Source organism: Ornithinimicrobium sediminis, assembly GCF_021272345.1.
Classification (GTDB): domain Bacteria; phylum Actinomycetota; class Actinomycetes; order Actinomycetales; family Dermatophilaceae; genus Ornithinicoccus; species Ornithinicoccus sediminis_B.
Genome location: NZ_JAJSDQ010000009.1, coordinates 32,698 through 45,313 on the forward strand (window position 1 = coordinate 32,698; position 12,616 = coordinate 45,313).

Sequence of the window (12,616 nt, forward strand, 5' to 3'; positions counted from 1 at the left end):
CCTCACCTCGATGCCACCGCTGAGGTCTCCCCGCGCGAGAAAGAGAGAACAACCATGAGGCACACGCTCACGCTCCTGGCTGTCGCCGCCATCGGCGTCGCCGGGTGTGGCAGTGACACACCGACCACGGTGGAGGCAGAGCCCACCACCGACGTGGCGACGACTACGGAGGACGACACCATCGAGACCTCCGAGGAGCCCACCGATACTGCCGCGAACACCACCACGGAGCCCGAGCCCACGGACGACGAGACGGGCGAGCCCACGGAGACGGAGGAACCCACCCAGGAGGAGCCGTCCGAAGAGGACGACGCGGCCGACAAGTATGGAGAGCGGGTCACGAGCGACCGCGGCAACCTGGTGAAGGAGGTCGGGCAGTACGCCGGCATCACGGACGAAAGCACGGGAGACACCCTGGTCGAGTTCGTCCTGACGGACATCGAGATGGACTTCACCTGCACGTCCGACTGGGCGGAGGAGCCGCAGAACGGGACGTTCGTCGCCCTCACGTTCGAGGTGGAGACGTTCCCCGAGTTGGGGAACGACGAGTGGTTCGGCTCGTTCTCCATGAGCAGCTACGACTTCACCGTGTTCTCACCCGGCGGGACGCGGGAGAACGACTCGGACGGCAACTCGTTCATGTGCCTCGACGAGGGCGACGAGCTGCCGTACGACATGGGCCCCGGGGAGAAGGCCAGCGGGAAGATCGTGCTGGACACGGCCCACCCCAGCGGCGTCATCGTGTACTCGACCTACAGCACCGGTGGCGAAGCGGGGTGGGAATGGTCGTACTGATACTGCCGCCGAGTTGGCTTTCGACTACCCGCGGATGACGTCCAGCGCCTTCTGCAGATCCTCGGGGTAGGGACTCTCGAACTCGACGTACTCACCGCTGCCGGGGTGCTCGAAGCCGAGCTTCGTGGCGTGCAGCCACTGGCGTTTCAGGCCCAGCCGCTTCGCCAGGGCGGGGTCGGCGCCGTAGGTCAGGTCGCCGCAGCACGGGTGGTGCAGGGCGGAGAAGTGCACCCTGATCTGGTGGGTGCGTCCGGTCTCCAGGTGGATCTCCAGCAGGCTGGCCGAGCGGTGCGCCTCGACGAGCACGTAGTGGGTGGTGCTGGGCCGGCCCGAGCTCATCACCGCGAACCGGTAGTCGTGCCCGGGGTGGCGACCGATGGGGGCCTCGATGGTGCCCTCGTGCGGGTCCGGCAGGCCCTGCACCAGCGCGTGGTAGGTCTTGTCGACGCTACGGTCCCGGAAGGCCTGTTTGAGCACCGTGTAGGCGCGCTCCGACTTGGCCACGACCATGAGCCCGCTGGTGCCGACATCCAGGCGCTGCACGATGCCCTGGCGCTCGGGAGCCCCGGAGGTGGAGATGCGGTAGCCGGCGGCGGCGAGCCCCCCGACGACCGTGGGCCCGTGCCAGCCCACGCTGGGGTGTGCAGCCACGTAGGCCGGCTTGTCGACGACCACCATCTCGGTGTCGTCATGGACGATGCGCATGCCCTCGACGGGCTCGGCGACCACCTCGAGCTCGGGCGCGGCGCGGGGCGCGGGGATGGTGATCGCCAGCATCGCCCCCGACATGACGCGATCGGACTTGCCCACGGTGTCGCCGTCGAGGAGCACCATCCCGTCGGCGGCCAGGTCGGCTGCACGGCTGCGGGAGACCCCGGTGAGACGGGACACCGCCAGGTCCACCCGTTCACCGTCCAGGCCGTCGGGGACGGGCAGCACGCGCTCCTGGCTCACGGGGTCGCCTCGGGTGCCTCGTCGGACTCGCGGCGGCCGTCGAGGCCGATGCCCCGCAGGGCCAGCAGGATGATGAGCGTGGCCGCACAGGTGATGCCGATGTCGGCGACGTTGAAGACCGGGAAGTTGGGCAGGGCCAGGAAGTCCACGACGTAGCCGCGGCCGAAGCCGGGCTCCCGGGTGAGCCGGTCGACGAGGTTGCCGGAGGCACCGCCGAGCAGCAGGCCCAGGGCGATCGCCCAGCCCCTGCTGCCCAGGTGCCGTGCCTGCCAGATGATGATGACGACGACGACGGAGGCCAGCACCGTGAAGATCCAGGTGCTGCCGGTGCCCAGGGAGAAGGCCGCGCCGGGGTTGTAGAGCAGCCGCAGTTGCAGCAGCTCGCCCACGACGGGCACCGGGTCGCGGTCGGTGAGCGCGTCGACGGCCCAGATCTTGGTGAGCTGGTCGACGAGCACCCAGACCGACCCGAGGGCGAGCACGACCACGAAGTTGCGACGAGCCACCGCGGGGTCGACGACCGCGTCCGGGGGCACGGTCCCAGCAGCGGGGTCGGGGTCGTCGGAGGTCAGCGGCGCTCCTGCTTCTGTTTGCATGGCATGCACAGGGTCGCACGCGGGAACGCCTGGAGCCGCATCTTGCCGATGGCACGACCGCAGGACTCGCACACGCCGTACTCACCCTCGGCGATGCGCTCCAGCGCGTGGTGCGTCTGGTCGAGCAGCGACCGGGCGTTGTTCGCCAGGCTCAGCTCGTGCTCCCGCTCCCACGTGGCGGCGCCGGCGTCTGCCTGGTCGTCACCGGACCCTTCACCGCTCTCACGCATGAGGACGACCAGGTCGTGCTCGACCTCGTCGAGCTCCCCCTGAAGCCTGGCCTCGTCCGCCTCCAGCTCGGCCCGGACCTCGGCCAGCTCCTCAGGAGTCCACGGCTCCTCCTCCTGCAGGACCGGCAGCTCGTGGACGCGCACCTTGGCGCCGCGCGCCCTTCGTGAGGCTGCAGTTGCCCCGGCTGACCTCTGTGTCACGGTGTCCCCTTCATGCCCGTGCGCCGCCCAGATGCGGCGCGGGTGTGGCCGAAGAATAGGCGAGGTGTCTGACCAGCACAACGGGGGGTGGCACACCAGCGTGACACGCAGTGCGACAAAAGACGGCGCGGGCACCCACTCGGGTGCCCGCGCCGCCGTCCGGAGCGTGATGTCAGATGCGCCTCACTGCTGCTGCTCGTCCTGGTCCAGACGACCGAGCTGCTCGGAGAGCAGGCCGCGCAGACGGCTGCGGTAGTCGCTCTCGAAGGTCTGCAGCTCCTCGATCTTGGTGCTCAGCGTCGACTGCTGGCTGCTGAGGTCGGTGAGCACGTTCGTGCGCCGCTGCTCGGCCTCACCGATCATCTGGTCGTGTGTGGACTGACCCTCGGCTACCAGCTGGTCGTGCGTGGTCTGGCCCTCGTGCACCAGACGGTCGTGGGTCGACTGCCCCTCCGCGACCAGCTCGTCGTGACGCTGCTGACCGGCGGTGACGAGCTCGTCGTGCTGCTCCTGACCGGTCCTGAGCAGGTCGTCGTGCTGCTGCTGACCGGTGTTGACCAGCTCGTCGTGACGCTGCTGACCGGTGTTGACCAGCTCGTCGTGACGCTGCTGACCGGTGTTGACCAGCTCGTCGTGCTGACGCTGGCCCGACTCCACCAGCTCGTCGTGCTGACGCTGGCCGGACCCGACCAGCTCGTCGTGGCGCTGCTGCGCAGACTCCACCAGCTGCGTGCTCTTCTCGTCGGCCTCGCTCACGACCCGGTCACGGTAGGACTCGGCCTCCCCGATGAGGCGCACCTTGGTGGTCTCGCCCTCGCTGACGTGCTGGTCGTGCAGGCGCTGGGCCAGGGAGATGATCGTCGTCGGGTCCTCCACGGACGGACCGCCGTCGACGGGTGCCGGCTGCGCAGCGGGCGCGGCAGCAACCGGCTGCTGCTGTGCCTGGGCGAGGCGCTCCTCGGCCTCACGGGCCGCGGCCTCGGCGCGCTGACGCGCCTCCTCGGCTTCCTGCTTGGCGGCCTCGACCTGCTCGGCCTCGGCGCGGGCCGCGTCGATCTGCTCCTGCAGCTGCCTCAGCTCGCCGTCCAGCTGCTCACGGCTGCGGTCGGTGGACTCACCGTGCGCGGCGTCGGCCTCCTCGACCTGACGGCGCGCGGCCTCGACACGGCGTTGGGCGTCCTGCTCGGCCTCCTCGGCGGCGGCGCGGCTCTGCTCGACCCGCTGGGACAGGTCGTCCAGCTCGGCCACCAGCTCGTCGCGCTCGCGGCGCACCTTGGCCAGCTGCTCCTGGTCGACCCCCAGGTCTCCCCCAGCTGCCACGGCCTGGGTGTGGTCGTCGTCCAGACCCTTGCTGGCCCGGCAGTCCTCGAGGTCGGTGCGCAGGGAGTCGTTCTCGGACCCGAGGCGACGCAGCTCGACGACGATCTCGTCGAGGAAGTCGTCGACCTCGGTCTCGTCGTAGCCACGCTTGAGATGCGTGGGCTTGAAGCTCTTCTTGATGACGTCCTCGGGAGACAACGCCATGGGTTCACCTCGCTCCGGGTAGTCGCTGGTCCAGCCTCTGCCGGCACCACCGACGTGCGGTCATGCACGGTCGTGAGTCACGATAGCCCACAGGCGCCTCAGAAGGGATTCCGCTCAGAGGCTAGAAGGGCAGCTGCGCGACGAGCCCGCGCCCGATGCTGACGGCGAAGATCAGCACGAGGAAACCGAGGTCCAACGCCACGCCCCCCAGGCGCAGTGGCGGGATGACCTTGCGCAGCGCGTTGAGCGGTGGGTCGGTCAGGCTGTAGATCCCCTCCGCGACCAGCAGCAGGATCCCCTTGGGCCTCCAGTCCCGGGAGAAGACCTGCACCCAGTCGAAGACCAGGCGCCCGAGCAGGACGAGGAAGTAGAGGAAGAGGATGAAGCTGAGTGTTTGGCCGACCATGGGGTCAGTCTCTCAACTCCGTCAGCTCTGGTTGAACAGGCCCTGCTGGGTGCGCCCGGTGTCCACCGCGCCGTCGACCTCGACGTGCGAGGGGGAGAGCAGGAAGACCTTGCTCGTGACCCGCTCGATGGAGCCGTGCAGGCCGAAGGCGAGGCCCGCCGCGAAGTCGACGAGGCGCTTGGCGTCGGAGTCGTCCATCTCGGTCAGGTTCATGATCACCGGGGTGCCGGCCCGGAAGGACTCACCGATGTTCTTGGCCTCGTTGTAGGTGCGCGGGTGGATCGTGGTGATGCGGTTCATCTCGCTGACCTCGTGCTCCTGGACGACCCGAGCGACCGGCGTCCGCCGCGGCAGGGGCGTCACCTCGGCCCCGCGCGGGGCGGTGTCGGTGTCGGTGTCGTCACGCAGCGGCGAGGGCTGGCGAGCGGCGGTGCCGTCGACCTCGTCGTAGTCGTAACGCTCGTCGACCTCGGCGAGGCCGAGGTACTCCATGGTCTTGCGCAGTGCCCCAGCCATCTCAGCGAGCTCCTTGGTGCGTGCGAATCCACCCGGATGGTGGTGGTGCGGACGTCACCGACGTTACCGGTGTGACTGGCGTGATCCGAGGATTGCACTCCCGACACGCAGGTGTGTCGCGCCGACCGCGATCGCGTCCTCCAGGTCCCCGCTCATCCCTGCCGACACCCAGTCGGCATCCGGGTGGGCACCGCGGATCTGCCGCGCGGACGCCGCGATCCGCTCGAACGCCTTGCGTCGGCCGTCCGCGTCCAGGTCAGGGGGTGCCACCGCCATGACGCCGCGCAGACGCAGGTGCTCGGTCCCGGCGACGAGATCAGCCAGCTCCGGGGCCTCCGACGGTGCGATGCCACCCCGGCCGGTCCGCTCCCCTTCCTCCAGGTCCAGCTGCACGGTCACGTCGAGGGGTGCGCTGCGCTCACCGGCCTCGACCGCGGCACCGACGGCGCGGTCCAGCGCGCGCACCAGCTTGGGACGGTCGACCGACTGCACGACGTCGGCGTAGCGCGCCACCGAGCGAGCCTTCTTGGTCTGCACCTGGCCGATGAAGTGCATCCGGGTCTGCGACCAGAGCTCCGGCGCGACGAGCTCGCCCAGCTCGGCGACCTTTGCGGACGCCTCCTGGTCGCGGTTCTCACCGAGGTCGCGCACCCCCAGGTCGATGAGGTGAACGGCGTCAGCGGCGGGGAAGAACTTGGTGACGACCACCAGGGTGACCTCCTCCTCAGAGCGGCCGCTCTCCTCGCACGCCCGGCGGATGCGCTCGCGCACGGCCCCCAGGCTGGCCGACAGCTCCTCGCCGCGGTCGCTCACGCGACAGCCTCGGCCGCAAGCAGGCGCACAGCGGCGGCGTAGCGTCCGGTCTGTCCATCGCGACGGTAGGAGTAGAGGTCCTCGCTCTCCCGGGAGCACCCGGGCAGCCACTGCACCGGCACGCCGGCGGCGGTGAGCTGGTCGACGACGCCGGCAGCGACGTCGATGGCCGGGGTGCCGGTCCACGAGAGAGTCGCGCTGACCGGGCTGACCGCTGCGGCCCGGTCACGCATCTCGGCCGGCACCTCATAACAGCGCCCGCAGATCGACGGGCCCACGACGGCCTGCAGGTCATCCGCCCCCAGCGCCTGCAACCGCTCCACCGTGGCCTGCGCGACACCCGACGTCATCCCCGGACGCCCGGCATGCACCACCGCCGCGAGCCCCTCCGTGCGGTCGACCAGCATCACGGGGGTGCAGTCGGCGACCAGCACCACGAGCACCACGTCCGGGTCGTCGGTAATGAGGCCGTCCGAGGACGGTGGCGGCGGAGGCGACTCCCCCGGCTCGACCTGCTCGCCACCGACCCGGGTCACGCCGCAGCCGTGCTGCTGGTCCATGAACCGCAGGTCGCGCAGCGCCACGTCGAAGCCGTGCGCCAGCCGATGGCGGTTGGTCTCGACCGCGGCCGGGTCGTCCCCGACGTGGGCGCCCAGGTTGAGCTCGGCGAACTCGCCCTGGCTCGACCCACCCCAGCGGTCGGTGACCACCCAGTCGACGCCGTAGAGCGTCCCGTCGGGCTCGATCCGCTCACGCCACCTGAACACGGGGCAACGCTAGTTCATCCTTGAGCGCGGACCGCAGCGACCTCGGCGGTGACCCGGTCGAGCTCGGCCTGCATCTGAGCCATCTCCTCGACGAGCTGCTTGCGCTCGGCGCGGATCATCTCGAGCTGCTCCTGCTCGACCGCGATGCGGTGCGCGGCACCACTATCCTCCGGAGACCGTGCCACGCGGGCCTCCAGGTCGTCGATCACCGCGTGCAGCCGGCGCAGCTCGATGACGACCTCCTCGAGGAAGCCGTCGACCTCGGCCTCGCTGTAGCCACGTTGCATCCGGGTGCCCTGGAAGTTCTTGCGGACGACGTCCTCGGGTGTCAGCGGCATGGGTCCCCTCTTCGTCGGTCCACCGGGTCTGTCCAGGTGGAGGTGCGTGTGGTCACTCTGAAAATGCCTCGATGATCCCGATGACCCCGGGTCCCATCACCACGATGAAGAGAACGGGCAGGATGAAGAGGATGAGCGGGAAGACCACCTTCACGGGGATCTTCATTGCCTTCTCCTCCGCGCGCTGCCGCCGCTTCAGGCGCATCTCCTGGGCCTGCGTGTTGAGCACCCTCGAGATCGAGACCCCTTGTTGGTCAGCCAGCGCCATGGCTCGCAGGAAGCGGCGGAGGTCGCTCACATCGACCCGCTGCGACATGGCCAGGTACGCCTCGTGGCGGGGCATCCCGACCTGCATGTCCTGCAGGGTGCGGACGATCTCTTCGGAGAGCGGGCCGCTGCTGTTGCGCGCGACGTGCGCCATCGCCGACTCGAGGCCCAGACCGGCATCCACGGCGATCGAGAGCTGGTCGAGCGTGTCCGGGAGTGCCTCCTGCACCTTCTTCCTGCGCTTGGTGCCCTCGTTGTAGAGCAGGATCTCGGGGAGGAACCACATCAGCGCGAGGAAGCAGAGCCCGAAGAAGATGCCCCTTGCGGACGGACTTGTCCCCACGACCAGCCCTACGAGCGCCGTCGTCGCAGCACCAAGCGTGAGCTTGGTGACCAGGATCCGCTCCAGCGGCCAGTTCGCCGGCCTTCCCGCCCGTGCGAGGAGGAGGTCGATCTTGCGGACGAGGCCTGTGGGCGTCAGCAACCTGGCCAACCGTGCCAGACCCCCACCACCCGCCTCAAGGGTTGCGTCACCGCCAGCCGGACGTGGCAGCCCTCGCTGCAAGTTGGTGAGTGCCTGGTCGCGGGCTTCCTGCGGTCTGGCTGAAAATGACCATAAGAGCAGCGGGATCGCAATCGCGACACACGCGGCAGAAATGACAATAACGTTGGTCATGATGACGACTTCAGAACTCGATCTGAACGGTCTTGCGGAGCCACAAACTGCCGATGAACAGCAGTACCACCGCCACACCTAGCATTGCGTACCCTAGTGCGCTCTCGGTGAGTCGGCCCATGTACGCAGGATTGAGTAACGACAGCACCAGGGCCACGAGGAAGGGGAGAGCGACGAGCACGTACGCCGACAGCTTGCCCTCCGCGCTCAGTGCCTTGACCTGACGCCGGATGGCGTTGCGCTCGCGGATGGTCACTCCCACCTGGTCCAGCACGTCCGCCAGGTTGCCTCCCACCTGTCGGTGGATGGCGATGGCCTGGGAGATCCACAGGAAGTCGGCGCTGTCCATCCGTTCCGCGGTCTCGGCGAGCGCATCGCCCAGGTCGCGACCGACCCGCACCTGGTTGACGACGCGCACCATCTCGCTGGTCGCAGGCTCCTCCAGCTCCTTGGAGAGCGAGTCGATCGACTGCAGGAGGCTGTGGCCCGCCCGCATGTTGCTCGCAAGCAGCTGGGTCATGTCGTCGAGCTGGTCGGCGAACTGCGCCTTGCGCCGGTCCGAGCGGAAGGCGACGAACATCACGGACCCACCGGCGACCACGAGAGCCAGGAGGATGCCGGCGAAGATACTCGACACAAGCGTCCCCAGCGCCAAAGCAACCAGCGCCGTGGCCCCAATCAGCAGGATGAACTCCGGCACGGTCCGCCGGATGCCGGCGCGGTCCAACGAGTAGGCCCACGAGCGACCGACGTCGCGCCGCTCGACCACATTGCCGATCGCGCCCGTCGTCGCCTGGGTCGCTCGGGTCAGCGTCGTGGGTCCGGCTTCGACACCGTACCGTCGCCGCTCAGCAGCCACCTCGCGCGTCGGCACGAGGAGGACGACGAGCGTGAGGACGACAGCAAGAAGTATCAGCGCCAGGCCGATGGTGACGGCGGCGTCCGACGTCAGCGCGCTCGTCATCAGCGACCGCTCCGCATCGGGGCCGTCTCGAACACGCTGGCCGGCAGCTCGATCCCGAGCTCGGCGAAGTGGTCGGTGAAGTGGGGCCGGACACCTGTCGAACGGGTCGTGCCGAGGAAGCGCCCTGTGTGGTCCACTCCTGCGCTGTAGTCGAACGCGAAGGCGTCCTGCAGGGTGATGATGTCGCCTTCCATGCCCTGCACCTCGGTGACGTGCGTGACCCGTCGGGTGCCGTCTCGCATGCGGGTCAGGTGGACGATGACGTCGATCGCCGAGGCGATCTGCTCCCTGATGGCGCGCAGAGGTAGGTCCATGCCGGCCATGAGCACCATGGTCTCGAGCCGGGCGATGGCATCGCGAGGCGTGTTGGCGTGCAAGGTCGACAGCGACCCCTCGTGACCGGTGTTCATCGCCTGCAGCATGTCGAGGCTCTCCCCTCCGCGGACCTCACCGACGATGATGCGGTCGGGCCGCATTCGGAGCGAGTTGCGCACGAGGTCGCGGATGGTGACCTCGCCGCGGCCCTCGATGTTTCTGGGGCGGGCCTCGAGCCGGACCACGTGCTCCTGCTGCAGCTGCAGCTCGACGGCGTCCTCGATGGTCACGATGCGCTCGTCGTGCGGGATGAACGACGACAGCACGTTGAGCAGCGTCGTCTTGCCCGTGCCGGTGCCGCCGGAGACGAGGATGCTCAGCTTCGCCTCCACGCTGGCGCGTAGCAGAGCGACCATCGGGGGCGAGAGGGAACCACGGGCCACCAGGTCGTCCACGAGGAGGGGCTTCTTGCCGAACTTGCGGATCGTCAGCGTGGAGCCGCTGAAGGCCAGCGGGGGGATGATGGCGTTGACACGTGAACCGTCCTCGAGGCGGGCGTCCACCAGCGGGGACGACTCGTCGATGCGCCGGCCGACCCGCGAGACGATGCGCTCGATGACCCGGCGCAGGTGCTCCTCCGACCCGAACCGTGCATCGGCCCGCTTCAGCCGACCCCCCACCTCGACATAGACGTGGTCCGGACCGTTGACCATGATCTCGGTGACCGCGTCGTCGTCCAGGAAGGGCTGCAAGGGTCCGTAGCCGAGGACGTCGTCGGTCAGGTCGGCGATCAGCCGGCGTCGCTCGTCCGACTTGAGCGAGACCGGCGAGTCGTTGACGAGCTTGGTCAGCTCCTGACGCACCAGCTCGTTGAGCTTGGCCTCGTCCAGGTCAGGATCGTTGAGCCGCGCGCCAAGGCGCTCGAAGAGCTCCTCGCGCGCCCTGGCCTTGAACCTCGCCAACCCGGCCGACGCGGTCGGAGGAGACGCAGCAGAGGCTGGAGGGGTCACAGGCGGCGCGGATGACGCAGCGGTCTCGGTCGTCGGACGCGACGCCTTCGTGGTCAGCCGCTCGGAAGGGACCTGCGCGCTCTCGGTCGGCGCTCCCGTGTGGGTTCCGTTCGTCGCCCCTCCGTTCGTCGCGCCCCCGTTCGACGGGCTCGACGAGGACCCAGGAGAGGCCCCCTCCGACTGGGCCTTTCGTGCCGCTTCGAGCCGCTCCGCCAGGTTCATGCGCGGTTCCCCCGGTGACGCCCCGACCACCCTGAGTCGTTGACCGACAGCGGCGCGAAGCGCATGACGAGACGCCCCATCTCCTTGCTGATGCGGTCCCGTGGCTGCGACTCCAGCAGTGGCGACCCCTGGTTGGTGGAGAGCGTGAACTTCTTCGACCTCGGCAGCACGACATCGACCTTACGACCGATGGAGGCTTCCACATCGGCCACCGACAGACCGCCGTCCTTGTCCGCGAAGTTCACGATGATGCTGCGGGTGGTCGGCGGCAGGTCCAGCTCGTCGAGCATCTCCATCTCCTTGCGCAGGCCCCGGATCCCTGGCACGTCCAGGCTGGTGATGAGCACGAGGTCGGTGGTGTGGTCCAGCGCCGCCAGGGTCTGCTCATGAAGACCGGGCGCCGTGTCGATGACGACGTAGCGGAACTCGCTCTTGAGGTGGCCGATGACGGTGCTGAGCTGGTCGGCAGAGATCGCGTCGGCGTCAGCCGGAGACCTCACGCCACACAGCACCTGCAGGCCGCTGGGGTGACGTGCCAGCAGCGACTTGAGGCCCAGCGAGTCGCGGCTGGCCGGGCTGGCGACCACATCACCGAGGGTGTAGTCCGGCTCGAGGTCCAGCGCCGCGGCCACGTCGCCGAACTGCACGTCGAGGTCGACCAGCACCGTGCCCGTGGGTGACTGTGCCGCAAGACCGATGGCCAGGTTAGTGGCCAGCGTGGTCTTGCCGACCCCGCCCTTGGGTGAGGCGACGGTCACGACGCGGCCGGTCGCCTCGACCTGGTGCGTGGGGGCGACGGTCTGCACCGCGTCCAGAGCCCGGCGCAGGGCCCATCGCCAGTCCTCCACCGAGGCGTCCTGCGGGACGACGTCCCGGGCACCCGCGCGGAGCACGGCCAGGCCGATCGAGTCGGGCTGGGAGTGGACGAGCACCACGCCGACATGCGGGTGGGTCTCCGCGAACCGCCCGGCCAGGGCCAGCCCGTCGTCGACCTGGCCTGATACGCCCTCGTCGTCGTCACCTCCGACGTCCAGCACCACGATGCGCACGTCGTCGGGCTCCGGCACGAGCCCCAGCAGCTGTGCGGGCATCGCCGGCATGCGCCCCGGGTCGACGACCACCACGTCGTCACCGGTGGCGAGGCGCACCTTGCGGGTCACCGAGGTGTGGTCGCTGACCAGCAGCACGCCGCTCACTGGAGCACGTCCCGGACCTCGTCGGGCAGGGGCAGGATGAGGACGACGGTGCCCGTGCCGTCCTCGGACGCCTCCTCGGGCTCGTAGGACAGCCAGACCGTGCCGAACTCCATGGCGAACACCAACTCCTCCGCGTCGGGGGCATCCAGGGCGAGCGTAACGAGGATGTTGTCCTCGGGCTCTGCCTGCTCGCCGTCATCCTCCCCCGGCCCCTGCACGGGTGGGGCCACGTAGCCGCCGGCCACGCGGATGACGAGTGCCTTGTTGAGCTCGAGCGTGGTCAGGTCGAAGGCGTCCTGCTCCTCCTGGTCCTCCGGCTCGAAGGACATGAAGACGCCCACCGTGTCGCCCGCGGCGATGTTGCCTCCCAGCGCTCGGGCCCGGTCGAGCGGGATCGTCACCTGATGAAGGTCCTCCGCCTCCTCCGGCAGGTCGAAGTCGTCCCGGGCGCGCAGCTCGGCCTCGGAGAGCAGCCGCCCCTCGCGCAGCTGCTCGCCCTCCGTCAGAGCATCAGCGACAACCAGCCCTTCGATGTCCTCCAGCTCCTCGAAGGCACCCTCGACCACGTAGTCCTGCGGCACCTGCTGCACCTCGACCAGCTCGTCGAGGGCGTCCCCGGACGTGCCCTGGGCGATCGGTGCGGTGGCCACGAGGACCGGAACGGTGTCGAGCCCCTCCAAGGCTCGTTCGTCAGCACGGTTGGCGTAGGCAAGGACGAGGATGACCCCCACCGCGGCGAGGATGATGGCAGCCGCGGCGGCGATGACGCGTTTCAGCACTAGGTTCCTTATAGGTGGGTCAGGAGAGCAGCACGCCCCCCGCTACG

Annotated in this window: 15 protein-coding genes; 1 reads left to right on the forward strand and 14 read right to left on the reverse strand. The window is 69.2% G+C overall.

All coding sequences use genetic code 11. The features are described 5' to 3' along the window. Positions 1 to 54: 54 nt before the first annotated feature. Entirely contained in the window at positions 55 to 795 is a 741-nt protein-coding gene (locus tag LVO85_RS15175; protein WP_232748339.1) for a hypothetical protein, read from the forward strand. 24 nt (positions 796 to 819) lie between these two features. Here LVO85_RS15175 and LVO85_RS15180 read toward each other — a convergent pair whose 3' ends face one another. The 14 genes from LVO85_RS15180 to cpaB form a co-directional block, all read right to left on the reverse strand. Next, positions 820 to 1,749, reverse strand: a complete 930-nt coding sequence (locus tag LVO85_RS15180) for an RluA family pseudouridine synthase (protein ID WP_232748340.1) — start codon at positions 1,747 to 1,749, stop codon at positions 820 to 822. Next, complete coding sequence (gene lspA / locus LVO85_RS15185) at positions 1,746 to 2,345, reverse strand: signal peptidase II (protein WP_232748341.1); 600 nt, start codon at positions 2,343 to 2,345, stop codon at positions 1,746 to 1,748. The genes LVO85_RS15180 and lspA overlap by 4 nt, the downstream gene beginning before the upstream one ends. Beyond that, entirely contained in the window at positions 2,318 to 2,776 is a 459-nt protein-coding gene (locus LVO85_RS15190) for a TraR/DksA family transcriptional regulator (RefSeq protein WP_232748342.1), read from the reverse strand. The genes lspA and LVO85_RS15190 overlap by 28 nt, the downstream gene beginning before the upstream one ends. A gap of 183 nt (positions 2,777 to 2,959) precedes the next feature. After that, positions 2,960 to 4,300 carry a DivIVA domain-containing protein gene (locus LVO85_RS15195; protein ID WP_232748343.1) on the reverse strand — a complete coding sequence of 447 codons (1,341 nt, stop codon included), beginning with the start codon at positions 4,298 to 4,300 and terminating at the stop codon, positions 2,960 to 2,962. A gap of 121 nt (positions 4,301 to 4,421) precedes the next feature. Further along, positions 4,422 to 4,706, reverse strand: coding sequence for a YggT family protein (locus LVO85_RS15200; RefSeq protein ID WP_232748344.1), 285 nt, complete (start codon positions 4,704 to 4,706; stop codon positions 4,422 to 4,424). Between the two features lie 21 nt (positions 4,707 to 4,727). After that, a complete protein-coding gene (locus LVO85_RS15205; RefSeq protein WP_232748345.1) occupies positions 4,728 to 5,222 on the reverse strand; it encodes a cell division protein SepF in 495 nt (164 codons plus the stop codon). 63 nt (positions 5,223 to 5,285) lie between these two features. Further along, entirely contained in the window at positions 5,286 to 6,035 is a 750-nt protein-coding gene (locus tag LVO85_RS15210) for a YggS family pyridoxal phosphate-dependent enzyme (protein WP_232748346.1), read from the reverse strand. Beyond that, positions 6,032 to 6,802: a peptidoglycan editing factor PgeF gene (gene pgeF / locus LVO85_RS15215; RefSeq protein ID WP_232748347.1), complete on the reverse strand. Its 771-nt coding sequence runs from the start codon at positions 6,800 to 6,802 to the stop codon at positions 6,032 to 6,034. Before pgeF ends, LVO85_RS15210 begins: the two co-directional genes overlap by 4 nt. 14 nt (positions 6,803 to 6,816) lie before the next feature. Continuing rightward, entirely contained in the window at positions 6,817 to 7,140 is a 324-nt protein-coding gene (locus tag LVO85_RS15220) for a DivIVA domain-containing protein (protein WP_232748348.1), read from the reverse strand. Between the two features lie 52 nt (positions 7,141 to 7,192). Further along, positions 7,193 to 7,891 (reverse strand): type II secretion system F family protein, encoded by a 699-nt coding sequence (locus LVO85_RS15225; RefSeq protein WP_232748349.1) that lies wholly within the window; start codon positions 7,889 to 7,891, stop codon positions 7,193 to 7,195. A 202-nt stretch (positions 7,892 to 8,093) separates the two neighbouring features. After that, positions 8,094 to 8,957: a type II secretion system F family protein gene (locus LVO85_RS17120; protein ID WP_232748350.1), complete on the reverse strand. Its 864-nt coding sequence runs from the start codon at positions 8,955 to 8,957 to the stop codon at positions 8,094 to 8,096. Positions 8,958 to 9,046: 89 nt separating this feature from the next. Then, positions 9,047 to 10,594, reverse strand: coding sequence for a CpaF family protein (locus LVO85_RS15235; RefSeq protein ID WP_232748351.1), 1,548 nt, complete (start codon positions 10,592 to 10,594; stop codon positions 9,047 to 9,049). Next, a complete protein-coding gene (locus LVO85_RS15240; protein WP_332875452.1) occupies positions 10,591 to 11,790 on the reverse strand; it encodes an AAA family ATPase in 1,200 nt (399 codons plus the stop codon). The genes LVO85_RS15235 and LVO85_RS15240 overlap by 4 nt, the downstream gene beginning before the upstream one ends. Continuing rightward, positions 11,787 to 12,569, reverse strand: coding sequence for a Flp pilus assembly protein CpaB (gene cpaB, locus LVO85_RS15245; protein ID WP_232748352.1), 783 nt, complete (start codon positions 12,567 to 12,569; stop codon positions 11,787 to 11,789). Before cpaB ends, LVO85_RS15240 begins: the two co-directional genes overlap by 4 nt. Positions 12,570 to 12,616 lie beyond the last annotated feature (47 nt).

What these genes read in the sequence shown, in the direction of transcription:
- LVO85_RS15175 (WP_232748339.1), top strand. Translation starts at nt 55, where the DNA reads ATGAGGCACACGCTCACGCTCCTGGCTGTCGCCGCCATCGGCGTCGCC.
- lspA (WP_232748341.1), bottom strand. Translation starts at nt 2,345, where the DNA reads ATGCAAACAGAAGCAGGAGCGCCGCTGACCTCCGACGACCCCGACCCC.
- LVO85_RS15195 (WP_232748343.1), bottom strand. Translation starts at nt 4,300, where the DNA reads ATGGCGTTGTCTCCCGAGGACGTCATCAAGAAGAGCTTCAAGCCCACG.
- LVO85_RS15200 (WP_232748344.1), bottom strand. Translation starts at nt 4,706, where the DNA reads ATGGTCGGCCAAACACTCAGCTTCATCCTCTTCCTCTACTTCCTCGTC.
- LVO85_RS15205 (WP_232748345.1), bottom strand. Translation starts at nt 5,222, where the DNA reads ATGGCTGGGGCACTGCGCAAGACCATGGAGTACCTCGGCCTCGCCGAG.
- LVO85_RS15220 (WP_232748348.1), bottom strand. Translation starts at nt 7,140, where the DNA reads ATGCCGCTGACACCCGAGGACGTCGTCCGCAAGAACTTCCAGGGCACC.
- LVO85_RS15235 (WP_232748351.1), bottom strand. Translation starts at nt 10,594, where the DNA reads ATGAACCTGGCGGAGCGGCTCGAAGCGGCACGAAAGGCCCAGTCGGAG.